Annotated in this window: 17 protein-coding genes; 14 read left to right on the plus strand and 3 right to left on the minus strand. The window is 66.1% G+C overall.

The window, feature by feature from the left end; genetic code table 11:
• From NX784_RS18630 to NX784_RS18650, 5 genes are read left to right on the plus strand one after another with little or no spacing between them, the layout of a single operon-like run.
• Positions 1 to 1,059 (plus strand): ligase-associated DNA damage response exonuclease, encoded by a 1,059-nt coding sequence (locus tag NX784_RS18630; RefSeq protein WP_258818195.1) that lies wholly within the window; start codon positions 1 to 3, stop codon positions 1,057 to 1,059.
• A complete protein-coding gene (locus NX784_RS18635) occupies positions 1,052 to 2,683 on the plus strand; it encodes an ATP-dependent DNA ligase (protein WP_258818196.1) in 1,632 nt (543 codons plus the stop codon). The genes NX784_RS18630 and NX784_RS18635 overlap by 8 nt, the downstream gene beginning before the upstream one ends.
• Positions 2,680 to 5,166 carry a ligase-associated DNA damage response DEXH box helicase gene (locus NX784_RS18640; RefSeq protein WP_258818197.1) on the plus strand — a complete coding sequence of 829 codons (2,487 nt, stop codon included), beginning with the start codon at positions 2,680 to 2,682 and terminating at the stop codon, positions 5,164 to 5,166. Before NX784_RS18635 ends, NX784_RS18640 begins: the two co-directional genes overlap by 4 nt.
• On the plus strand, positions 5,163 to 5,843 hold the full coding sequence (gene pdeM / locus NX784_RS18645) for a ligase-associated DNA damage response endonuclease PdeM (protein ID WP_258818198.1): 681 nt from the start codon (positions 5,163 to 5,165) through the stop codon (positions 5,841 to 5,843). The genes NX784_RS18640 and pdeM overlap by 4 nt, the downstream gene beginning before the upstream one ends.
• Before the next feature lie 38 nt (positions 5,844 to 5,881).
• Positions 5,882 to 6,985, plus strand: coding sequence for a glycine zipper 2TM domain-containing protein (locus tag NX784_RS18650; protein ID WP_258818199.1), 1,104 nt, complete (start codon positions 5,882 to 5,884; stop codon positions 6,983 to 6,985).
• Between the two features lie 90 nt (positions 6,986 to 7,075).
• On the opposite strand, the gene NX784_RS18655 is transcribed toward NX784_RS18650, so the two are convergent.
• The 3 genes from NX784_RS18655 to NX784_RS18665 form a co-directional block, all read right to left on the minus strand.
• Complete coding sequence (locus NX784_RS18655) at positions 7,076 to 7,870, minus strand: Crp/Fnr family transcriptional regulator (RefSeq protein WP_258818229.1); 795 nt, start codon at positions 7,868 to 7,870, stop codon at positions 7,076 to 7,078.
• Positions 7,871 to 8,291: 421 nt separating this feature from the next.
• Positions 8,292 to 8,936, minus strand: coding sequence for a response regulator (locus tag NX784_RS18660; protein ID WP_166861458.1), 645 nt, complete (start codon positions 8,934 to 8,936; stop codon positions 8,292 to 8,294).
• Between the two features lie 126 nt (positions 8,937 to 9,062).
• Positions 9,063 to 9,527: a universal stress protein gene (locus tag NX784_RS18665; RefSeq protein ID WP_258818200.1), complete on the minus strand. Its 465-nt coding sequence runs from the start codon at positions 9,525 to 9,527 to the stop codon at positions 9,063 to 9,065.
• A gap of 369 nt (positions 9,528 to 9,896) precedes the next feature.
• Between NX784_RS18665 and NX784_RS18670 the strand changes: the two genes are divergently transcribed.
• The 9 genes from NX784_RS18670 (at position 9,897) to truA (ending at position 21,420) form a co-directional block, all read left to right on the plus strand.
• Positions 9,897 to 10,754 carry a protein phosphatase CheZ gene (locus NX784_RS18670; protein ID WP_258818201.1) on the plus strand — a complete coding sequence of 286 codons (858 nt, stop codon included), beginning with the start codon at positions 9,897 to 9,899 and terminating at the stop codon, positions 10,752 to 10,754.
• Positions 10,754 to 12,661: a chemotaxis protein CheA gene (locus NX784_RS18675; RefSeq protein WP_258818202.1), complete on the plus strand. Its 1,908-nt coding sequence runs from the start codon at positions 10,754 to 10,756 to the stop codon at positions 12,659 to 12,661. The genes NX784_RS18670 and NX784_RS18675 overlap by 1 nt, the downstream gene beginning before the upstream one ends.
• 219 nt (positions 12,662 to 12,880) lie before the next feature.
• Positions 12,881 to 14,281 carry a 3-isopropylmalate dehydratase large subunit gene (gene leuC / locus NX784_RS18680; protein WP_258818203.1) on the plus strand — a complete coding sequence of 467 codons (1,401 nt, stop codon included), beginning with the start codon at positions 12,881 to 12,883 and terminating at the stop codon, positions 14,279 to 14,281.
• A 2-nt stretch (positions 14,282 to 14,283) separates the two neighbouring features.
• Positions 14,284 to 14,406: an entericidin A/B family lipoprotein gene (locus NX784_RS18685; protein WP_258818204.1), complete on the plus strand. Its 123-nt coding sequence runs from the start codon at positions 14,284 to 14,286 to the stop codon at positions 14,404 to 14,406.
• A gap of 2 nt (positions 14,407 to 14,408) precedes the next feature.
• Positions 14,409 to 15,056: a 3-isopropylmalate dehydratase small subunit gene (gene leuD / locus NX784_RS18690; protein WP_258818205.1), complete on the plus strand. Its 648-nt coding sequence runs from the start codon at positions 14,409 to 14,411 to the stop codon at positions 15,054 to 15,056.
• 13 nt (positions 15,057 to 15,069) lie between these two features.
• Positions 15,070 to 16,140, plus strand: coding sequence for a 3-isopropylmalate dehydrogenase (leuB, locus tag NX784_RS18695; protein ID WP_258818206.1), 1,071 nt, complete (start codon positions 15,070 to 15,072; stop codon positions 16,138 to 16,140).
• A 47-nt stretch (positions 16,141 to 16,187) separates the two neighbouring features.
• Positions 16,188 to 17,309: an aspartate-semialdehyde dehydrogenase gene (asd, locus tag NX784_RS18700; RefSeq protein ID WP_258818207.1), complete on the plus strand. Its 1,122-nt coding sequence runs from the start codon at positions 16,188 to 16,190 to the stop codon at positions 17,307 to 17,309.
• A 271-nt stretch (positions 17,310 to 17,580) separates the two neighbouring features.
• Entirely contained in the window at positions 17,581 to 20,607 is a 3,027-nt protein-coding gene (locus NX784_RS18705; protein ID WP_258818208.1) for a motility hub landmark protein FimV, read from the plus strand.
• Positions 20,608 to 20,619: 12 nt separating this feature from the next.
• Positions 20,620 to 21,420, plus strand: a complete 801-nt coding sequence (gene truA / locus NX784_RS18710; RefSeq protein WP_258818209.1) for a tRNA pseudouridine(38-40) synthase TruA — start codon at positions 20,620 to 20,622, stop codon at positions 21,418 to 21,420.
• The last annotated feature ends 6 nt before the right edge of the window (positions 21,421 to 21,426 follow it).

Consider the following 21,426-nt stretch of genomic DNA (forward strand, 5'->3'; position numbering starts at 1 on the left):
ATGGGAGACATGGTCGTCGTACGCAAGGAAGGCCTGTATTGTGTGCCGGGCCAGTTCTACATCGACCCGTGGCGGCCGGTGGACCGGGCCGTCATCACCCATGCGCACGGCGACCATGCGCGCTGGGGCCACAAGCACTACCTCGCGTCGACGCAGAGCGTGGGCATCCTGAAGTCGCGCCTCGGCCAGGACATCAACATCGATGGCCTCGATTACGGCGAGCGCATCGTCCACAACGGCGTGACGATCTCGCTGCATCCGGCCGGGCACGTGTTGGGATCAAGCCAGATCCGCATGGAGTGTGGCGGCGAGGTGTGGGTCGCGTCGGGCGACTACAAGGTCGAGCCGGACGCCACATGCGCACCGTTCGAAGCCGTGCGCTGCCACACGTTCATCACGGAATCGACGTTCGGCCTGCCGATCTATCGCTGGGATCCGCAACAGGACGTGTTCGACGATATCAACCGCTGGTGGCGCCGCAATGCGGACGATGGACGCACGAGCATCCTGTACGCCTACGCATTCGGCAAGGCGCAGCGCCTGCTCAGCGGCCTCGATCCGGCAATCGGTCCCATCGTCTGCCACGGCGCCGTCGAACCGTTGAACCGCATTTATCGCGAGGGCGGCGTCGTACTGCCGCACACGCAGCTCGTCAGCGAGACGGACAAGGCCGATCTCAAAAAGGCGCTCGTGCTGGCGCCGCCGTCCGCATCGGGCTCGCCGTGGACGCGCCGCTTCGGCGACTACAGCGACGCCTTCGCCAGCGGCTGGATGCTGCTGCGCGGTGCACGCCGGCGGCGCGGCGTCGACCGCGGCTTCGTGTTGTCCGACCACGCGGACTGGCCCGGCTTGATGGAGGCGATCCACGCGACGGGCGCGCACCAGGTCATCGTCACGCATGGCTCGATTCCCGTGATGGTGCGCTGGCTGTGCCAGATCGGCCTCGATGCGAAGGCGTTCGATACGGAATACGGCGGGGAGGACGACGAAGCCGTGACGGCCACGCCGGGCGAACCGCAGGCACCGCCGGAGGCAGCCCAGGAGGCGAACGATGCGTGAATTCGCCCGCCTGTACGCGGAACTCGACGAAACGACCGCCACCAACCGCAAGCTCGAGGCGCTGCAGAATTACTTTGCCAGCGCCGCGCCGGAAAACGCCGCGTGGGCCGTCTACTTCCTCGCCGGCGGCAAGCCGCGCCAGGCCGTGCCGAGCAAATTGATGCGCCAGTACGCGATCGAATACGCGGGCCTGGACGACTGGCTGTTCGACGAATCGTACGCTGCCGTCGGCGACATGGCGGAGACCATCGCCCACATCCTGCCGCCGCCGAAGCACCACAGCGACGTGGGCCTCGCTGTGTGGATGGAAGAGCGCATCGGCCCCTTGCGGGGCGCCGATCCGGGCACGATCCGGGAGGCGCTGTTCTCGTACTGGGACGAACTCACGTGGCGCGAACGCTTCCTGTTCGTGAAGCTGATCGGCGGCGGCTTTCGCGTGGGCGTGTCGAAGCTGCTCGTCACGCGCGCGCTGGCCTCGATCGCCGCCGTCGACTCCAAGCTGATCGCGCAGCGCCTGATGGGCTGGACGGACGGCCGCGTCAAACCGACCGCGGCAGGCTTCCTGCAACTGATCGCCGCACAGACCGACAACGAGCACCAGCTGCGCGGCGGCCAGCCTTACCCGTTCTTCCTCGCGCACCAGTTGCAGGGCGACCCTGCTGCGTTAGGCGACATGAACGACTGGCAGGTCGAGTGGAAGTACGACGGCATCCGCGCGCAACTCGTGCGGCGCGGCGGCCAGAACTACCTGTGGTCGCGCGGTGAAGACCTGATCACGGAACGCTTTCCGGAACTGGCGGGACTCTCGCTGCCGGAAGGGATGGTCGTCGATGGCGAGGTGCTGATCTGGACGACGGGCGACGCACCGGCGCCGTTCGCCGACCTGCAGAAGCGCATCGGCCGCAAGACCTTGTCCGCGAAAATTCTGGCGGAGCTGCCTGCGGTGCTGCTCGCGTACGACTTGCTGGAACTGGACGGCGTCGACACGCGCGCGCTGCCGCAGCACGAGCGGCGCGCATTGCTGGAGACGCTCGTCACGGGCGCCGCGCAGCCGCAGCTGCGCATTTCTCCGCTCGTGACGGCGGACAGCTGGGACGATCTCGGCAAGCTGCGGGCCGAGTCGCGGGCGCGCGGCGTCGAAGGCATGATGCTGAAGGCACGGAACGCACAATACGGCGTGGGCCGCACGAAGGACGTGGGCACGTGGTGGAAGTGGAAGATCGACCCGTACGCCATCGACGCCGTGCTGATCTATGCGCAGGCGGGCAGCGGCCGGCGCGCGTCGCTGTACACGGATTACACGTTCGCCGTGTGGGACGGCGAGGGCGAGGCGCGCAAGCTCGTGCCGTTCGCGAAAGCGTATTCAGGCCTGACGGACGCGGAGATCGCGCAGGTCGACAACACCGTGCGCAAGACAACGATCGAGAAGTTCGGGCCCGTGCGCTCGGTGCGCCCGACGATGGTGTTCGAGATCGGCTTCGAGGGCATCGCGCTGTCCACGCGCCACAAGGCCGGCATCGCGGTGCGCTTCCCGCGCATCCTGCGCCGGCGCGACGACAAGACGGTCGACGAGGCGGACACGCTCGATACGTTGAAAGGCTTGCTGGGAGCCGTCACGCCATGAGCAAGACGCAGGCGGAAGCCGCCATCGACTCTTGGTTCGCGGCGCGCGGCTGGAAGGTCTTCCCGTTCCAGCGCGCCGTGTGGAAGGCTGCGCTGGCCGGCGAATCGGGCCTGCTGCATGCGAACACGGGCGCCGGCAAGACCTATGCCGTGTGGTTCGCGGCCATGCTCCGCGGCGCGAATCGAACGCGCCGTGCCAACACCGGCCTGCGCGTCTTGTGGATCACGCCGATGCGCGCGCTTGCCGCGGACACGCAGCGTTCGCTCGAAACGTCGGCGGCGGAACTGGGCGCCGCGAGCCCGGACGTCATCGGCACGTGGAGCATCGGCGCACGCACGGGCGACACGGGCGCGGCCGAGCGCGCGCGCCAGTCGAAGTCGCTGCCGGGCGCCTTGATCACGACGCCGGAAAGCCTGTCGCTGCTGCTGTCGCACGCGGCCGCGCGCGACCAGTTCAAGCACCTCGACATGATCATCATCGACGAGTGGCATGAGCTGATGGGCAGCAAGCGCGGCGTGCAGGTGCAGCTGGCGCTCGCGCGGCTGCGGCGCTGGAATCCGGGCCTCGTGGTGTGGGGCTTGTCGGCCACGATGGGTAATCTGGCGGAAGCGCGCGGCGTGCTGCTGGGCGATCCGGCCGGCGGCGTCCTGGTCGAGGGCGATCTGAAAAAGCAGATCGTCGTCGACTGCCTCGTGCCGGACAGCGTGGCGCGCTTTCCGTGGGCCGGCCACCTGGGCCTGCAGATGCTGCAGGCCGTCGTCGCCGAGATCGAGCACCACGAGGCGACGCTCGTCTTCACGAACACGCGCTCGCAATCGGAGCTGTGGTACCAGAACATCATCGAGGCGCGTCCCGACTGGGCGGGCCTCGTCGCGCTGCACCACGGTTCGCTCGACCGCGACGTGCGCGAATGGGTCGAGACGGGCCTCAAGCGTGGCGATCTGAAAGCCGTCGTGTGCACGGCGAGCCTCGACCTTGGCGTGGATTTTTTACCCGTCGAGCGCGTGCTGCAGGTCGGCAGCGCCAAGGGCATCGCGCGCCTGCTGCAGCGGGCGGGGCGCAGCGGCCACGCGCCTGGTCGCATCTCGCGCGTGACCCTGGTGCCGACGAACAGCCTGGAATTGCTGGAGGCGGCCGGTGCCAAGCGCGCCGTCGCCACGCGCCGCATCGAGGCGCGGCAGGTGCCGAACAAGCCGTTCGACGTGCTCGTGCAGCACCTCGTCACCGTGGCGCTGGGCGGTGGGTTCCGCTCCGACGAGTTTTACGAGGAAGTGAAAAGCGCGTGGTCGTATCGCCACCTGACGCCGGAGGAATGGCAGTGGGCGCTGGACTTCGTCGCGCGCGGCGGCCAGAGCCTGACGGTCTATCCGGAATACAAGCGCGTGCTGCCGGACGAGGAGGGCGTCTACCGCGTGCCCGACGTGAAGATCGGCCGCCGCCACCGCATGGGCATCGGCACCATCGTGTCGGACGCGCAGATGCAAGTGAAGTACGTGAGCGGCGGGCGGATCGGCAGCGTGGAGGAATCGTTCATCGGCCGGATGAAGCCGGGCGACCGCTTCCTGTTCTCGGGCCGCATCCTGGAGCTCGTGCGTGTGCACGAGATGACGGCGTTCGTGAAGCGATCGGACTCCACGCGCGGCGCCGTCAGCCGCTGGCAGGGCACCAAGATGCCGCTGTCGTCCGAGCTCGCGCACGCGGCGCTGGAAGAATTGAAACGGGCCGGCGAAGGTATCTATGACGGACCGGAGATGTGCGCGCTGCAGCCGCTGCTGGAGATCCAGGCGCGCTGGTCGGCGCTGCCCGACAGCGACGTGCTGGTCGTGGAAAGCATGAAGAGCCGCGAAGGCTATCACCTGTTCATGTACCCGTTCGCGGGGCGCGCCGTGCACACGGGGCTCGCGTCGCTGTTCGCGTACCGCGTGGGGCGCATCATGCCCAGCACCTTCTCCATCGCCATCAACGACTACGGGTTCGAGCTGCTGGCGCCGGAGCTTGTGGACTGGGCCACCGTGTTTGCCGGCGAGACGGGCGCCGACGTCGGCCTGTTCGACACGTCGCACCTGCTCGAGGACGTGCTCGACAGCCTGAATGCGACGCAGCTGTCGCAGCAGCGCTTCCGCGAAGTGGCGCGCATCGCGGGGCTGATCTTCCAGGGCTATCCGGGCCAGCACAAATCGATGCGCCAGGTGCAGGCGTCGTCGTCGCTGTTCTTCGAAGTCTTCCGCAAACATGACAGCAACAATCTGCTGCTCACGCAGGCCGAGCGCGAAGTGCTGGAGCAGGAACTGGAACTCACGCGGCTGCGCGACACGCTGGTCGAGCTGCACGCGCGCCGCGTCGCGTTTCGCGAGGTCAAACGCGCCACGCCATTCGGCTTTCCGCTGATGGTCGAGCGTTTCCGCGAAAAGGTCAGTACGGAAAAGCTGGCGGACCGCGTCGCGCGCATGGTGCGCGAACTGGAAAAGGCGGCCGAGGCATGAACGGTGTCGCCGTCGACGTCGCGGGCGAGCAGCTCGTGCTGCTGCCGCAAAAAGCTGTGTACTGGCCGCGCGAAAAAATGCTCGCGATCGCCGACATCCACTTCGGCAAGGCGGCCGCGTTCCGCTCGTTCGGCATTCCCGTCCCGCACGGGACGACCAGCGAGAACCTCGATGCGCTCGACGCGCTGATCGACGCGACGGGGGCGAACCAGGTGCTGTTCCTCGGCGACTTCCTGCACGCGCGCGCGGCGCACGCGGCCGGCACACAGGCCGCGATGCTCGCGTGGCGCCGGCGCCGCTGCGACCTCGTGCTGACGCTCGTGCGGGGCAACCACGACAAGCACGCGGGCGACCCGGCCGCCGTTCTTGCCATCGACCTCGTCGACGAGCCATACACGGTCGGTCCGATGTCCTTCTGCCACCATCCGGACCTGGACGCACCGGGCTATGTGCTGGCCGGCCACGTCCACCCGGTGTATGTCTTGGCGACACGTTTCGACGCATTGCGCCTGCCGTGTTTCGTGGTAGGGCCTTGTAGGATGATTCTTCCTTCGTTCGGATCTTTTACCGGCGGACATGTCATGCGTCCCGAGCCCGGCGATCGCATCTTTATTACCTCCGGGGAAGCCGTGCACAGCGTTCGGCAACGCACCGAACCCGGCGGGAGCGCGGCGTAAGCTGGTCATATCGACAACAAGATACGCCGGAGGACCTCATGGCAACAACCCGACAGACACTGGCTGCGGCCGTCGTGGCCGCGCTGCCTCTCGTCACGCTTCCCGTTACGGCACCCGTGCACGCGCAAGAGCATCCGCGCGCGGCCCGGCTGGCACCGCGCATCGACGGCTTCAACGTGGACGAAGTGCGGCGCCTAGAGCCGGGCACCGAACTCAATTTCGACCTGTACGGCACGCCGGGCGGCTACGCCACCTTGCGCATCGACGGCGCCACGCGCAACCTGACCCTGACGGAAACGTCGCCGGGCACTTACCAGGGCACGTACACGATCGGCACGCACGACCGCATCAATCCGGCCAGCGCCGTCACCGCCAACCTGCGCGTCAACAATATGGTGACCACCCGGTTGCTGGCCGAATCGATCGTGCGCGGTCCCGGTCGAGACGACCGCACCGACCGCACGGCATCGAACATGCCGCACGTCGACCGCTTCGACGTGCGCGGCAGCGATGATCTGGCGCCGGGCAACGAGCTGAAATTCACGGTGCGCGGCACGCCGAATGCGAAGGTCGAGGTGCAGATCGCCGGCACGCGCGGCATCTTCTTCCTGCCCGAAGTGCGGCCGGGCGAGTACAGCGGCCTGTACACGATCCGCCGCGATGACCGTATCGCGCCGGACGCCCCCGTGACGGCCACGATCCGCGCCAACGGCCGCTATTCGACGGCGACGCTGGGCCAACCGCTGATGGCGGGCGGCAGCGGCCAGGGCATCAACCCGCCGGGCACGCAGCCGCGCGTGGCGCGCTACTGCACGAATTGCGCGACGGTGGAAGCCGTCAACGTGGTGCAGGTGAGCGGCGACGGCAGCTATCTGGGCACGGGCGCCGGCGCCGTCGTCGGGGGCCTGCTGGGCAACCAGGTCGGCAGCGGCAGCGGGCGTACGGCGGCCACCGTCGCCGGTGCGGTGGGCGGCGCCCTCGCGGGCCGCGAGATCGAGCGCAACGCCCACACGAGCCAGCGCTACGAAGTCGTCGTGCGCTACCCGAACGGCGCCACGCAGACCATTCCTTACGAAAACAACCCGGGCTTCCGCGTCGGCGACCGGGTGAAGGTTGCCGATGGCGTCCTGATCCGCGACTGAGCGGGCGCGCAAAAACAGAAAGCCGGCTTCCGCGAGGAACCGGCTTTTTTTCGTTCGACTTGCAGATGGGCGGTCAGGGCCGCCGTGCGATCAGACTGTAGCGAGGACCTGGCCGTCGCCGGAGGAATCCGCTTCGGCCTTGTGCTTGGCGTTCTGCTTGGCACGCGAGCGCGATGGCGGCAGGCGGCGCAGCGTCTTGAGGGCTTCCGGATCCTTGATGCCGATGGTGCGCTGGTCGACCGTGATGAGGCCGATTTCATTGAACGCGGACAGCGTGCGGCTGACCGTCTCGAGCGTCAGGCCGAGATAGCTGCCGATTTCGTGGCGGGTCATGCGCAGGTTGAACAACTTGCTCGAATACCCCATCGCGGCGAAGCGTTCCGCCAGCGAGATCAGGAACCGCGCCACGCGCGCTTCCGCCGACAAGGCGCCCAGCATGCCGATCATCGCCTGCTCGCGCACCAGTTCGCGGCTCATCACGCCGTACATCAGGTTCTCGAGCTCGGCGTGCACGCGGCCGAGCGCCGTCAGCTTCTTGAACGGCACGAGGATCAGGTCGCAGTCGGACAGGGCCACGGCTTCCGACGCGTAGTGGCGCGTGTGGATGCCGTCGACGCCGAGCATGTCGCCCTTCATCGGGAAGCTCAGCACCTGCTCATTGCCGAATTCGTCGATGAGCACCGTCTTGAGGAAGCCCGAGTTGACGATGTACAGCGTGTCGAACGCCTGGCCGATCGTGTGCACGCGCTGGCCGGTCTTGAACTGTACGTGCTGGAACAACAGCTCTTCCGTATTCATCGATACGGCGGCCGGGATGTGGAGCAGGTCGCAGACCTCTTTCAGGTTCGACCAGAGACGGCCCTGGCGTTGGCGTCCCGCTTCCATCTGTGACGAGTGCAGGGTCGACGGGGCGGCATTGCGTTGTTCTGAAGTTAGCGGGGACTGCATACTCATCTCCAGGGTTTAGGATTTCAAAGAAGCAAGCTGCGGTCCGGTGGTGCCGTTGCGGTGCTTGGCATCGCGCTGAAGGCTGGATACGGATATGGACCGCAGGCAAGTCGAAACGCTGAAGTCAGTATGCCAACACGAGTCCGGCATTAATATCAGCAACGGCTGAATGTGCAGTAGGAGAGTACGTCAGCGTGTAGGAATTTTCTTACTGCCGATGGCGCATCGAGAGGGAAAGCGGGGAAGCGGGGAAGCGGGGAGAGGACAACGGCAACGAACCGCCCTGCATGGCGGAGAAAGTCGCCGGGACAGGGCACAGATGACGCCGTCGAATGTCACCCTGCGTCGTACGGCGCCGTCAGGCTTTCATTGGCGCCAGCAGACGATGCGCCACCGCGTACTGGACCATTTCCGACAGCGACGTCATGCCCATTTTCTGCATGATGCGCGTCTTGTGCGTGCTGACCGTCTTGACGGACAGGTGCAGGTTGTTGGCGATCTCCGTAATCGATTTGCCGCCCACGAGGAGGGAGAATACCTCGAATTCACGGTCGGAGAGCTGCTTGTGCAGCAGTTGTTCGTTCGGCGCCATGATGTTCAGCGCCAGTTGTTCGGCCACTTCCGTGCTGATGTACGGCCGGCCGCCCGCCACCTTGCGGATCGCGCCGACGAGCTGCGTGCCCGCACTTTCCTTCGTCAGGTAGCCCTGGGCGCCGGCGCGGATGGCGCGTACGGCGTACTGCTCTTCCTCGTGCATCGTCAGGATCAGGATCGCGAGCTTGGGCGCCTCGCTGCGCACCTGGCGGATCAGGTCGACGCCGCTGCGGCCCGGCATGGAGAGGTCGAGCAGTAAAAGATCGAAGCCGCCCTGGCGCACCAGCGACAGCACTTCGAAGCCGTTGGTGGCCTCGCCGACGATCTCGATGTCGAGTGCGCCGTCGAGAATACGCTTGAGACCCTCGCGCATGATCGTGTGGTCGTCGGCGATGACAATGCGAATCATAAAGTATCCGTATGGATCAATTGTAAAATAGAAGGTAAAAAGATATCACAGCAGCAACACTGCCGTTGCCTTTTTTTGCACAATGCCCGCTGTCCGATACGGCAGCGGCGACTCGGGGGGATACACTCAGGTGCCGGGCTCCCGGATCAGGCGGTGCACGAGCACGGGTTTGGTCGTATGGGACAGCACCTTGTTGGTTACGCTGCCGAGCAGCAATTGTCCCCAGCCACTGCGGCCGTGCGAGCCCATGAAGATCAGGTCACAGTGTTGCTGTTCCGCCACGTCGACGATCTTCAGCGCCGCCGCGTCGGAAAACACCGTCATGCACGCATGCTTGAGGCCGCAGCCTTCCGCCGAGCGCATGACCGACCCCATGTATTCGAGGCCCAGGCGCTGCATCTGCTCGACGTATTCCTCCTCGCTGGGATAGGCGGGCGGCACGATTTCGACGTAGACAGGGTACTGGTACTCGGGCGCGACGAACAGGGCGAGCACTTCCGCGCCCATCTGCTGAGCGAACTTGACCCCGGCGCAGGCGGTATGTTGCGATACCGTCGAGCCGTCGGTGGTAATCAGGATCTTCTGGTACATGGTGAGTCCTCCCTCACGTCACGCTACACTCCCATTGTAGTTCGCGTTGGCCTTCTTGGCAGAACGTAAATGGTTGATCTTGCTCAGTGATATGCTTTGCTATTCGCGAGCAAATACCGCTTGTCACAAATTCCTCCGCGATAAAAAAATACAACAGATACTTTGCGAAATTATTCAGAAATGGCTGTAAAAGATTGTCGACAGGCCAAGATTACTCACGAATCGGCAACGCGGGCATTTCAGAAGATTTACCTACGGCAACCACACTGATACACTCGTCGGAAATTCTTACCGTCAGCGACCTGACGGCAGCCGTACCGCACACAGCAAAGATCATCGCGATATTTAAATTATGGAGAAGCAGGGACTATGACCGACGCCGCTGACGATTTCGACGCACTATTCGAGGAAGTGGCAGCGCAGCGTGCCAGCGCACCCGCAGCCGCTCCATCTCCCGCCCCCGAGCCCGCTGCCGGCGGCGACAGCGGCGACACGGACGACCTGGAGGCCTTGTTCGACCAGGTCGCGGCCACCAACGCGCCGGCGCCGGCCGTCGTGCCCGCTCCGGCAGCGCCGGTCGCCGCAGCGGTCGAGGCCCATGGGGAAGAACACGAAAAAGGCATGTACGAGCGTCTCGGCGGCATCGTGCGCCTGCTGCACGACTCGCTGCGCGAGCTGGGCTACGACAAGGCCCTGACCGAGGCATCGTCCCAGATCATGGACGCGCAGGACCGCCTGGAATACGTCGCCAGCTTGACCGAACAGGCCGCCAACAAGGTCTTGAACACGCTGGACGACGGCATGCCGGCCCAGGATCTGCTGTCGAAGCAGGCCAAGGACATGGAAAACCGCTGGGACGACCTGTTCGCAGGCAAGCTCTCGATCGAACAGTTCAAGGCGCTGGCCGGCGACTCCCGCCAGTTCGCCCAGATCGTGTCGGAAGCGACGGAAGCCGAGAAGGCGCGCCTGCTCGAGATCATGATGGCCCAGGACTTCCAGGACATCACCGGCCAGCTGATCAAGAAAGTGGTCGTCATCACCAAGACGGTCGAGAACGAGCTGACCCAGTTGCTGAAGGACAGCGCGCCGCCGGACGTCAAGGAAAAGCTGGCGCAGAAACAGGCCGCACAGGAACAGCCGCAGCCGCTGATGTCGGGTCCGTCGGTGCCGACCGTGGCGCTCGACCAGGACAGTGTCGATGATCTTCTTGCCGATCTGGGATTCTAATGGATGAAATGCTCAAGGATTTCGTCGTCGAGGCGATGGATCTTGCTGCGAATGTTGAAGAGCATCTGCTGCACCTCGAACGCGATCCCAATAACAAGGAAACGCTGAACGCGGTGTTCCGCTCGTTCCACACCATCAAGGGTGGCGCGGGTTTCATGGGGCTGCCGGCGCTCGTCGCCGCCTGCCACCTGACGGAAAACCTGTTCGACGCGCTGCGCACCGGCGCGGCCCCCGTCACGCCCGCCGCGATCGAAGCGTCGCTGCAGGCTTCCGGCTTCGTGGCCGACCAGCTGAGCGACCTGAACAATGGCGCCACGCCGGACCAGCTGCCGCAGATGCCGGCCGACCTCGAGCGCATGCTCAAGGAAGCGATCGCCGGCAAGGACGCCGCGCCAGCGCCGAAGGCGGCTCCGGCTCCGGCCGCGGCTGCACCGGCGCCTGCCGCTGCGCCGGCACCGGTGGCCGCGCCTGTCGCCGCCCCGGCCGCCGCGCCAGGCGCCGACGGCCTCGACTGGGAAGCGATGTACATGGCCGTCGTCCCGCCGGGCACCTATACGCCGAGCGCGGCGCCTGCGGCCGTTGCGGTCGTCGAGGCTGCCGAGGTCGCCGCACCCGTGCAGGCCGCGCCGGCCGAAGCTGCCGCTGCCGCTGCCGCCGCCGGCAAGCCGGGCTGGGATGGCGTCGAGCGCCGCAACGAGGCCAAGCCGGCCGCCAGCGGTCCCGCGAAAGACGAGAGCATCCGTATCGACGCGGTCAAGCTGGACGCACTGCTGGAAGTCGCGGGTGAATCCGTGCAGGCAGCGAACCAGGCGGCCGTGCTGCTGGAGCGCCTGTCGCAGTTCAAGTTCGAAGGCCAGGCCGCCACGCTGATGGCCACGTTGACGGAAACGCTGGAGCGTGCGTCGCGTTACTCGGCCGAGCTGCAGCGCGCCACCTTGGCGACCCGCATGCAGCCGGTGGGCCGATTGTTCCAGAAATTCCCGCGCCTCGTGCGCGAGCTCGCGAAGGACCTGGGCAAGGACGTCGAACTGACCATCGAAGGCGCCGAGACGGAAGTCGACCGCGTCGTCGTGGACAGCCTGTACGACCCGCTCGTGCACATGCTGCGCAACGCGCTGGACCACGGCGTCGAGTCGCCGCAAGACCGCCTCGCCAACGGCAAGCCGGCCAAGGCGTTCATCCTGCTGAAAGCGTGGCAGGAAGCGAACAGCGTCATGATCGTGCTGCAGGACGACGGCCGCGGCATGGACCCGGCCAAGCTGCGCAAGAAGGCCCTCGAAAAGGGCCTGATCGGCGACAACCAGGCCACCAGCGACGACGAGGCGTACCAGCTCGTGTTCCTGCCGGGCTTCTCGACGAAGGAAGTGGCGTCGTCGGTCTCGGGCCGCGGCGTGGGCATGGACGTGGTCAAGACGGCCGTCGAGAAGAACCGCGGCGCGATCCGCATCGACTCGAACCTGGGCACGGGCACGAAGTTCTCGATCCGCCTGCCGATCGAACTGTCGATCGTGCCGACGATGCTCGTGTCGACGTCGGGCGCGCAACTGGCGCTGCCGATGGCCGTCGTCGAGCGCGTCGTCGAACTGCCGGAGACGTTCATGCAGGTCGGCGGCGCCCCGGTGCTGAAAGACCAGGGCCGTCCGCTGCCGGTGCGTTCGCTGGCGCTGTCGCTCGGCTACGAGGAGTGCGTGGAGCGCGTGGGCATCGTCATCAACGCCCCGCAGCCGTACATCATCGCGGTGGAAGCCGTCGACGGCACGGCCGACCTCGTGATCAAACCGATGACGGCGCTGAACGTCGACGGCATCACGGGCACGGCACGCTCGGCGGAAGGCTCGCTCGTGCTGGTCGTCGGCCTGTCGTTCCTCATGGACGGTTGCCGTACGACGGTCCGGTTGGCGGCATAAACGACGCCGACATCATTTTTGCTACAAAGCTACGAAAAGCCTGCGCAGGAAATGCGCAGGCTTTTTTTATTTGCATGTTTGGATACTCGTCCAAACAAAATTTTCGTATGGATGAGTTCATTGGAATAATCGTGCTCGAAGGGCCTTGCTTCCGCAGTGCACAAATATGGCATAATCAAAGACCATGCCCGCATAAGCGGTCGTTTCACTGGATTTGACATGTTAAAAACGCTCTACGACAAACTTTGGGATTCGCATGTCGTGCGTGCCGATGCGGATGGCACCACCGTGCTGTATATCGACCGTCACCTGGTCCACGAAGTCACCAGCCCGCAGGCGTTCGAAGGCCTGCGCGAAGCGCACCGTCCGCTATGGCGCACTTCGGCCAATCTTGCCGTAGCCGACCACAACGTGCCCACGACCGACCGCTCGCACGGCATCGCCGACCCCACCTCGCGCCTGCAGGTCGAGACGCTGGACAATAACACCAAGTCCTTCGGCGTCACGTACTTCAACATGAACGACAAGCGCCAGGGCATCGTGCACGTGATCGGCCCGGAGCAGGGCGCCACCTTGCCCGGCATGACGGTCGTGTGCGGCGACTCGCACACGTCGACGCACGGCGCGTTCGGCGCGCTGGCCCACGGCATCGGCACGTCGGAAGTGGAGCACGTGATGGCCACGCAGACGCTGCTCGCGAAGAAATCGAAATCGATGCTGGTGCAGGTCGACGGCGACCTGCCGCCTGGTGTCACCGCGAAGGACATCGTGCTCGCCGTGATCGGCAAGATCGGCACCGCGGGCGGCACGGGCTATGCCATCGAATTCGGCGGCTCGACGATCCGCGCGCTGTCGATGGAAGGCCGCATGACCGTCTGTAACATGGCGATCGAAGCGGGCGCGCGCGCCGGCATGGTCGCCGTCGACGACACGACGATCGACTACGTCAAGGGCCGTCCGTTCGCGCCCGTCGGCCCGCAGTGGGAACAGGCTGTCGCGTACTGGCGCACCCTGCACACCGATCCGGGTGCGAAGTTCGACCTCGTCGTCCAGCTGAACGCCCAGGACATCCGTCCGCAGGTGACCTGGGGCACGTCGCCCGAGCAGGTCACGACGATCGACGGCCGCGTGCCCGATCCGGACAAGGAAAAAGACCCGGTCAAGCGCGACGCGATGGAAAAGGCCCTCGTCTACATGGACCTGAAGCCGAATACCGCGATGGAAGACATCCGCATCGACAAGGTGTTCATCGGTTCCTGCACCAACTCGCGCATCGAAGACCTGCGCGCCGCCGCCGCCATCGTGCGCGGGCGCCAGCGCGCGTCGAACGTGAAGCTGGCGATGGTCGTGCCGGGCTCCGGCCTCGTGAAGGAACAGGCGGAACGCGAAGGCCTCGATGCGATCTTCAAGGCCGCCGGCTTCGAATGGCGCGAGCCGGGCTGCTCGATGTGCCTCGCGATGAACGCCGACCGCCTGGAACCGGGCGAGCGCTGCGCGTCGACGTCGAACCGCAACTTCGAAGGCCGCCAGGGCCAGGGCGGCCGTACGCACCTGGTGTCGCCGGCGATGGCCGCAGCGGCCGGCATTGCCGGTCATTTCGTCGACGTTCGTAAAATTTGAATATGAAGAAAATTTTTGCTCTCGCACTCATCGCTATCGCTGCCGCCGGCTGCAACACCATTTCCGGCGTCGGCAAGGACGTGCAGAAAGTCGGTCAAGTCATCACGGGCGCAGGCGGTAAGTAATCATGGATAAATTCACCGTACACGAAGGACTGGTGGTCCCGCTGGACCGGGCCAACGTCGACACCGACGCCATCATTCCGAAGCAGTTCCTCAAGTCGATCCGGCGCACCGGCTTCGGCCCGAACCTGTTCGACGAATGGCGTTATCTCGACCACGGCGAACCGGGCATGGATAACTCGAAGCGCCCGGTCAATCCGGACTTCGTGCTGAACCAGCCGCGCTACGCCGGCGCGTCGATCCTCCTGACCCGCAAGAACTTCGGCTGCGGCTCGTCGCGCGAGCACGCGCCTTGGGCCCTGCAGCAATATGGCTTCCGCGCCATCATCGCGCCGAGCTTCGCCGACATCTTCTTCAACAACTGCTTCAAGGGCGGCCTGCTGCCGATCGTGCTGGACGAAGCGAAAGTCGACCAGCTGATGAACGAAGTGAAGGCCTTCCCGGGCTACAAGCTCGTCGTCGACCTCGAGAAGCAGACCGTGGGCACGCCCGACGGCAAGTTCGCGTTCGAATTCGCCATCGACGACTTCCGCAAGTACTGCCTGCTGAACGGCCTGGACGACATCGGCCTCACCTTGCGCCACGCCGACGACATCCGCGCCTACGAAGAGCGCCACCTTCGCGCGCAGCCGTGGCTCGCCAACACCATCTGAACGAGAACAAGACATGAAGATTGCCATTCTGCCGGGCGACGGCATCGGTCCCGAAATCACCGCGCAAGCCGTCAAGGTGCTGAACGCGCTGGGCGAATCGTTTGAACTGGAAAGCGCGGAAGTCGGCGGAGCCGGCTATGCCGCGCACGGCCATCCGCTGCCGCAGGGCACGCTGGCACTGGCGAAGGCGGCGGACGCCGTGCTGCTGGGCGCCGTCGGCGACTTCAAGTACGACTCGCTGGAGCGTTCGCTCCGCCCGGAACAGGCGATTCTTGGCCTGCGCAAGGAACTGGGCCTGTTCGCCAACCTGCGTCCCGCGATCCTGTATCCGGAACTGGCCGGCGCGTCCACGTTGAAGCCGGAAGTCGTGTCGGGCCTCGACATCCTGATCATCCGCGAGCTGACGGGCGACGTCTATTTCGGCAAGCCGCGCGGCGTGCGCGAATGCCCGGACGGTCCGTTCGCGGGCCAGCGCGAAGGCTTCGACACGATGCGCTACGCGGAAGGCGAGATCCGCCGCATCGCCCACGTCGCGTTCCAGGCCGCGCGCAAGCGCAACCGCCGCCTGACGAGCATCGACAAGGCCAACGTGCTGGAGACGTTCCAGTTCTGGCGCGACATCGTCACCGACGTGCACAAGGAATACCAGGACGTCGAGCTCGAACACATGTACATCGATAACGCCGCGATGCAGCTCGTGCGCGCGCCGAAGAAGTTCGACGTGCTCGTCACCGGCAACATGTTCGGCGACATCCTGTCGGACGAAGCCGCGATGCTGACCGGTTCGATCGGCATGCTGCCGTCCGCATCGCTGGACGTGAACAACAAGGGCCTGTACGAGCCGTCGCACGGCTCCGCGCCGGACATCGCGGGCAAGGGCATCGCGAATCCGCTGGCGACGATCCTGTCGGCCGCGATGATGCTGCGCTTCACCTTGGGCAAGGCCGAGCAGGCCGACCGCATCGACAACGCCGTCAAGAAGGTGCTGGCGCAGGGCCTGCGCACGCCGGACATCTACGAGGAAGGCACGACGAAGGTCGGCACCGAGCAGATGGGCGACGCGGTCGTCAAGGCATTGGGTTGATCAGGAATACGCCCGGACGGGCGGAACATTTTTAAACGAGGGATATCATGAAATTAGTAGGTCTGGTTGGTTGGCGCGGCATGGTCGGTTCGGTCCTCATGCAGCGCATGCAGGACGAGGGCGATTTCGCCCACATCGAGCCGGTGTTCTTCACCACGTCGAATCCGGGTGGCGCTGCGCCGAAGATGGCGAAGAACGAAACCACGCTGAAGAGCGCAACCGACATCGCCGAACTGTCGAAATGCGAGATCATCATCTCGTGCCAGGGCGGCGACTACACGACCGAAGTGTTCCCGAAACTGCGCGCCAGCGGCTGGAACGGCTACTGGATCGACGCCGCGTCCACCTTGCGCATGAACGACGACGCCGTCATCGTGCTGGATCCGGTCAACCTGAACGTCATCAAGGACGCGATGACGCGCGGCGTGAAGAACTTCGTCGGCGGTAACTGCACGGTGTCGTGCATGCTGATGGGCCTGGGCGGCCTGTTCAAGCACGACCTCGTCGACTGGATGACGTCGATGACGTACCAGGCCGCATCCGGCGGCGGCGCGCAGCACATGCGCGAGCTGCTGACCCAGTTCGGCACGATCAACTCGTCCGTCAAGCACCTGCTGGACGACCCGGCATCGGCCATCCTTGAAATCGACCGCGGCGTGCTCGCGACGCAGCACGGCCTGTCCGCCGAAGAGACCAAGCAGTTCGGCGTGCCGCTGGCCGGCAACCTGATCCCCTGGATCGACAAGGACCTGGGCAACGGCCAGTCGAAGGAAGAGTGGAAGGGCGGCGCCGAGACCAACAAGATCCTCGGCCGTCACAACGGTTCCAACGTGATCCCCGTCGACGGCCTGTGCGTCCGCATCGGCGCGATGCGCTGCCACTCGCAGGCGCTGACCATCAAGCTGAAGAAGGACGTCCCGCTGGACGAGATCAACGACATCATCGCGAACGACAACCAGTGGGTGAAGTTCGTGCCGAACACGCGCGAAGCGTCGGTGCGCGACCTGACCCCGGCCGCCGTCACGGGCAGCCTGACGATCCCGGTCGGCCGCGTGCGCAAGATGTCGATGGGCCCGGAATACATCTCGGCATTCACCGTCGGCGACCAGCTGCTGTGGGGCGCCGCCGAGCCGCTGCGCCGTATGCTGCGCATCGTCCTGGACAAGTGATGTAAGCTGCGCCTGCGGGCGCGGAAAAAGAGGCGGCCGCGGGCCGCCTTTTTCATTGTTGGGCTGCCTGCGATGGCTTATCCTTTGATGCTGTCGAATTGACACGGGATCATCCAAAAAACATCACAAGTCTGAATACACCGTCTACATATCTCAGACCCGCTGAATGTTTCTCCCTGCGGAACTTGCATGCCACAGTGCATGATGATATGTTGCTGGGACCTCCGGGCAAGCCGTTTCGCCCCCGTCAACCCACACCGCTTTCGAATCTATGCATGTCACTCACCGCCTCCCGATGAAGTCGTCCGCGCTGAAGAAACTCACCGCGGCGGTCGCAAGTGCGCTGGTCCTGACGTCCGCGGCCCACGCGGCGGGCCTCGGCAAGCTCACGGTGTTGTCCGCGCTCGGTCAACCGCTGCGCGCCGAGATCGAATTGACGGCGGTGTCCGGCGACGAGGCGTCCGGCCTCGCGGCCAAGCTTGCGTCGCCGGAGGCATTCAAGGCCGCGAACATCGACTTCAATCCGGCCCTGCTGTCGCTGCGCTTCACCGTCGAGCAGCGCGGCGGCCGCCAGTTCATCCGCGTGAGCTCCACGCAGCCGCTGAACGAGCCGTTCGTCGACATGCTGCTGGAACTGTCGTGGAATAACGGCCGCCTCGTGCGCGAGTACACGTTCCTGCTCGACCCCGCCGAGCTGCGTGCCACGCAATCGGCCCAGGTCGCGCCGAGCGAGACCCGCGCCGCGCCGGCTGCCCGTCCGCAGGCCGCGGCGCCGTCGACGGCCGATGCGGCACGTCCGCAGGAAACGGAGCGCGGCGCCGCGCGCGCCCCGCGCCGCGCGGAGGCCGACGAGAGTGCAGCGTCGAAGTACCGCGTCAAGCCGGGTGATAACCTGGGCCGCATCGCCGCCCAGGTCAAGCCCGTCGACGTGTCGCTCGACATGATGCTCGTTGCGCTGTACCGCGCGAACCCGGATGCATTTATCGGCAACAACATGAACCGCCTGAAGTCGGGCCGCATCCTCACGGTCCCCGCAGGCGACGCGGTGCGCGGCACGGACGCCGCCGAGGCGCATGGCGTCGTCGTCGCCCACGCGGCCGACTTCAACGCCTATCGCAACAAGCTGGCGGGCCAGGTCGGCGCGTCCGAGCCTGCCAAGGCCCCGGAAGCGGGGCAGGGTGCGGCCGGCAAGATCACGGCCAAGGTCGAGGAACGCCCGACCGCCGCCAACGAAGCCCAGGACAAGCTGCGCCTGTCCAAGGCCGCGCCGGCCCAGCCGGCCGGCAAGGGCGCGACGATGAGCACCGAGGACCGCATCGCCAAGGAGAAGGAACTGGCCGATGCGCAGTCGCGCGTGCGCGAGCTCGAACGCAACGTGAGCGACCTCGAGAAGCTGGCCACGGTCAAGAACAAGGCCGGCGCCGAGGCGGAGAAGAACGCATCGGCACCGCCCGCCGCGACCCCTGTGAAACCGCAGGCGCCGGCGGTGGCCGCAACGCACGCACCGACGGCTCCGACGAAACTGCCGACCATCAAGCCTGCCGTCAAGCCGGCCGCCGCGCCGCCGGAGCCGGGCCTGATGGATTTCATCATGAACAACCTGCCGCTCGTCGGCGGCGCCGCGGCCGCGCTGTTGCTGGGCGGTCTGCTCGTCGCCCAGCGCCGCAAGAAGCAAGTGGTCAAGACGGTGGCCGAGCCGTCGGTCCTCGGCGTGCCGAGCGAACCGGCGCACTCGATGTTCGCCGAGACGGGCGGGCAGAGCGTCGACACGAACAACAGCGTCTTCAATTCCAGCTTCGCGCCGTCCGCCAGCCAGCTCGACACGAACGAAGTCGACCCCGTCGCGGAAGCCGACGTGTACATCGCCTATGGCCGCGATGCGCAGGCCGAGGAAATCCTGAAGGAAGCCTTGCGCACGCATCCGGAGCGCGCGCCCGTGCGTCTGAAGCTGCTCGAGATCTACGCGGCCCGCAAGGACCTGCGCGCGTTCGAGACGCAGGCGACCGAGCTGTATGCGACGACCCGCGGCCAGGGCGACGAATGGGCGCAGGCCGCCGCACTGGGCCTGTCGATCGACCCCATGAACCCGCTGTACGCGCACAGCGCCGCGCCGGCTGCCCCGGTGGCCAGCACCGAGGAACTGGGCCAGCAGGCCATGCTGTCGAAGGAACTGGACGACGACGCCTTCCGCGCGTCCGCCGCGCACGAGGCCGATCCGTTCGCCACGCAGCCGGCCGCGATGGACTTCGGCCAGCACTTCGCCGACGCCATGGCGACCGCGCAGCCGGCACCGGCACCCGTGACCAATGCGCCGTCGCCGACGCCGGTCCCGACCGAAGACGACCACATGCTCGACTTCGACCTGGGCGGCCTGGCGTTCGAGCCCGTCGAGGCGGCGGCCGCGCCTGCGGCGGCAGCCCCGGTGGCCGAGGCGAACGACGTGGCCGACTTCGACTTCGACATGAGCGCCTTCGAGAAGCCCGCCGTGCCGGCACCCGCACCGGCCGAGCCGGTGGAAGCGGTCGCGCCGGTGAAACCTGCCGTCGCGCTGGATAAGGCAGGGCACGAGCCCCTCGACTTCGCGTTCGACATGGATTTCGCCGCACCGGCACCGAACCCCGTGCCGGAACTGGAAGCGCACACGGAACACGACCTGCTGGCGCCGACCGCCGCGCCGGCCGCCGCATCTACCGCCGCAGCCGACATCGAGATGGCCAGCCTGGCCCGCGAATTCGACCTGCCCGACCTCCCGACGGAACTGCAGGCCAGCCTGCCCGCCGAACCGGCAGCGTCGGCGGCGCCCGAGGCGAAGGACTCGCTGTTCGACCTCGACGCCATGGACTTCGGCCTGCCCGAGACGCCGCATGTGGAAAGCCCGGCGTCGATCCCGACGGCCGCGCTGGACGAGCACCTGTTCGACATCCCGGCCACGCCGGCGCCCGCCGAGGCGACGTTCGCCGAGCCGGACCGCATCGTCATCGAACCGGTGACCGAACCGGTGGTGCCGCAGTTCGACATGGGCGGCTTTGATCTCGATCTGCCGGCCGACGGCAGCCTGCCGCTGCCGGAAGTGCAGTCGCTGTCCGAGCCCGAGTTCGCCGCGCCGGCGGCCGATGCCGCTCCTGCGGGCGCACAGTCGCCTGCCCACATGGAGATGGAGACGAAGCTCGACCTGGCCATCGCCTACCAGGAAATCGGCGACAAGGAAGGGGCGCGCGAGCTGCTGGAAGAAGTCATCCGCGGCGGCAATCCGGAGCAGGCGGCACGGGCCAACTCGATGCGCGCGACGCTGGCGTGAGGTAACGGGTCTTTGGCACGCATCGCTTTGGGTGTCCAGTACGTGGGCACCGCCTGGAACGGATACCAGAAACAACCTTCGCGCGACACGGTCCAGGATCAGCTGGAGATCGCACTCGAGAAATTTGCCTGCACGCCGCTCGCGACGACGTGCGCCGGCCGCACGGACGCCGGCGTGCACGCGATCGAGCAGGTCGTCCATTTCGACACGGACCTCGACCGCGCGCCGCAATCGTGGGTGCGCGGCACGAACGCGTTCCTGCACGAATCGATCGTCGTGCGCTGGGCCCACGTCGTGGCGCCGGACGCCGATGGGCAGGATTTCCACGCGCGGTTCTCGGCCCGTTCGCGCACCTATCACTACGTGCTGTACAACCACGCCAACCCGTCCGCGCTGCTGGCCGGGCGCGCCGGCTGGGTGTTTCGCCCGCTCGACGTCGAGCGCATGCGCGAAGCCGCCACGCACCTGATCGGCACGCACGATTTCACGAGCTTCCGTGCATCCGGCTGCCAGGCGAATTCGCCCGTCAAGCAGATGCACGAGGTGAAGATCGAACGGCTGGGCGACATCATCGTGTTCACGGTGCGCGCGTCCGCGTTCCTGCATCACATGGTGCGCAACATCGTCGGGTCGCTGATCTACGTCGGCACGGGGCGCAACGAGCCGGGCTGGATGGCCGAGGTGCTGGACGCGCGCTCGCGCGACGCGGCGGCGCCCACGTTCATGCCGGATGGGCTGTATCTCGCCGCGATCGACTACGATCCGAAGTGGGGGTTGCCGCAGGAGCCGGCGCCGCCGCTGCCTTGGCTGTAGAATGTT

The organism is Massilia pinisoli (assembly GCF_024753285.1).
GTDB lineage: Bacteria > Pseudomonadota > Gammaproteobacteria > Burkholderiales > Burkholderiaceae_D > Telluria > Telluria pinisoli.

Bases quoted from the DNA above. Each gene is read 5' to 3' on its own strand.
- NX784_RS18665 (WP_258818200.1), bottom strand. From the start codon at position 9,527: ATGTACCAGAAGATCCTGATTACCACCGACGGCTCGACGGTATCGCAA.
- NX784_RS18655 (WP_258818229.1), bottom strand. From the start codon at position 7,870: ATGGAAGCGGGACGCCAACGCCAGGGCCGTCTCTGGTCGAACCTGAAA.
- leuB (WP_258818206.1), top strand. From the start codon at position 15,070: ATGAAGATTGCCATTCTGCCGGGCGACGGCATCGGTCCCGAAATCACC.
- NX784_RS18670 (WP_258818201.1), top strand. From the start codon at position 9,897: ATGACCGACGCCGCTGACGATTTCGACGCACTATTCGAGGAAGTGGCA.
- asd (WP_258818207.1), top strand. From the start codon at position 16,188: ATGAAATTAGTAGGTCTGGTTGGTTGGCGCGGCATGGTCGGTTCGGTC.
- NX784_RS18635 (WP_258818196.1), top strand. From the start codon at position 1,052: ATGCGTGAATTCGCCCGCCTGTACGCGGAACTCGACGAAACGACCGCC.
- NX784_RS18630 (WP_258818195.1), top strand. From the start codon at position 1: ATGGGAGACATGGTCGTCGTACGCAAGGAAGGCCTGTATTGTGTGCCG.
- NX784_RS18705 (WP_258818208.1), top strand. From the start codon at position 17,581: ATGCATGTCACTCACCGCCTCCCGATGAAGTCGTCCGCGCTGAAGAAA.
- NX784_RS18650 (WP_258818199.1), top strand. From the start codon at position 5,882: ATGGCAACAACCCGACAGACACTGGCTGCGGCCGTCGTGGCCGCGCTG.
- leuD (WP_258818205.1), top strand. From the start codon at position 14,409: ATGGATAAATTCACCGTACACGAAGGACTGGTGGTCCCGCTGGACCGG.
- pdeM (WP_258818198.1), top strand. From the start codon at position 5,163: ATGAACGGTGTCGCCGTCGACGTCGCGGGCGAGCAGCTCGTGCTGCTG.
- NX784_RS18660 (WP_166861458.1), bottom strand. From the start codon at position 8,936: ATGATTCGCATTGTCATCGCCGACGACCACACGATCATGCGCGAGGGT.
- NX784_RS18675 (WP_258818202.1), top strand. From the start codon at position 10,754: ATGGATGAAATGCTCAAGGATTTCGTCGTCGAGGCGATGGATCTTGCT.
- leuC (WP_258818203.1), top strand. From the start codon at position 12,881: ATGTTAAAAACGCTCTACGACAAACTTTGGGATTCGCATGTCGTGCGT.
- NX784_RS18685 (WP_258818204.1), top strand. From the start codon at position 14,284: ATGAAGAAAATTTTTGCTCTCGCACTCATCGCTATCGCTGCCGCCGGC.
- NX784_RS18640 (WP_258818197.1), top strand. From the start codon at position 2,680: ATGAGCAAGACGCAGGCGGAAGCCGCCATCGACTCTTGGTTCGCGGCG.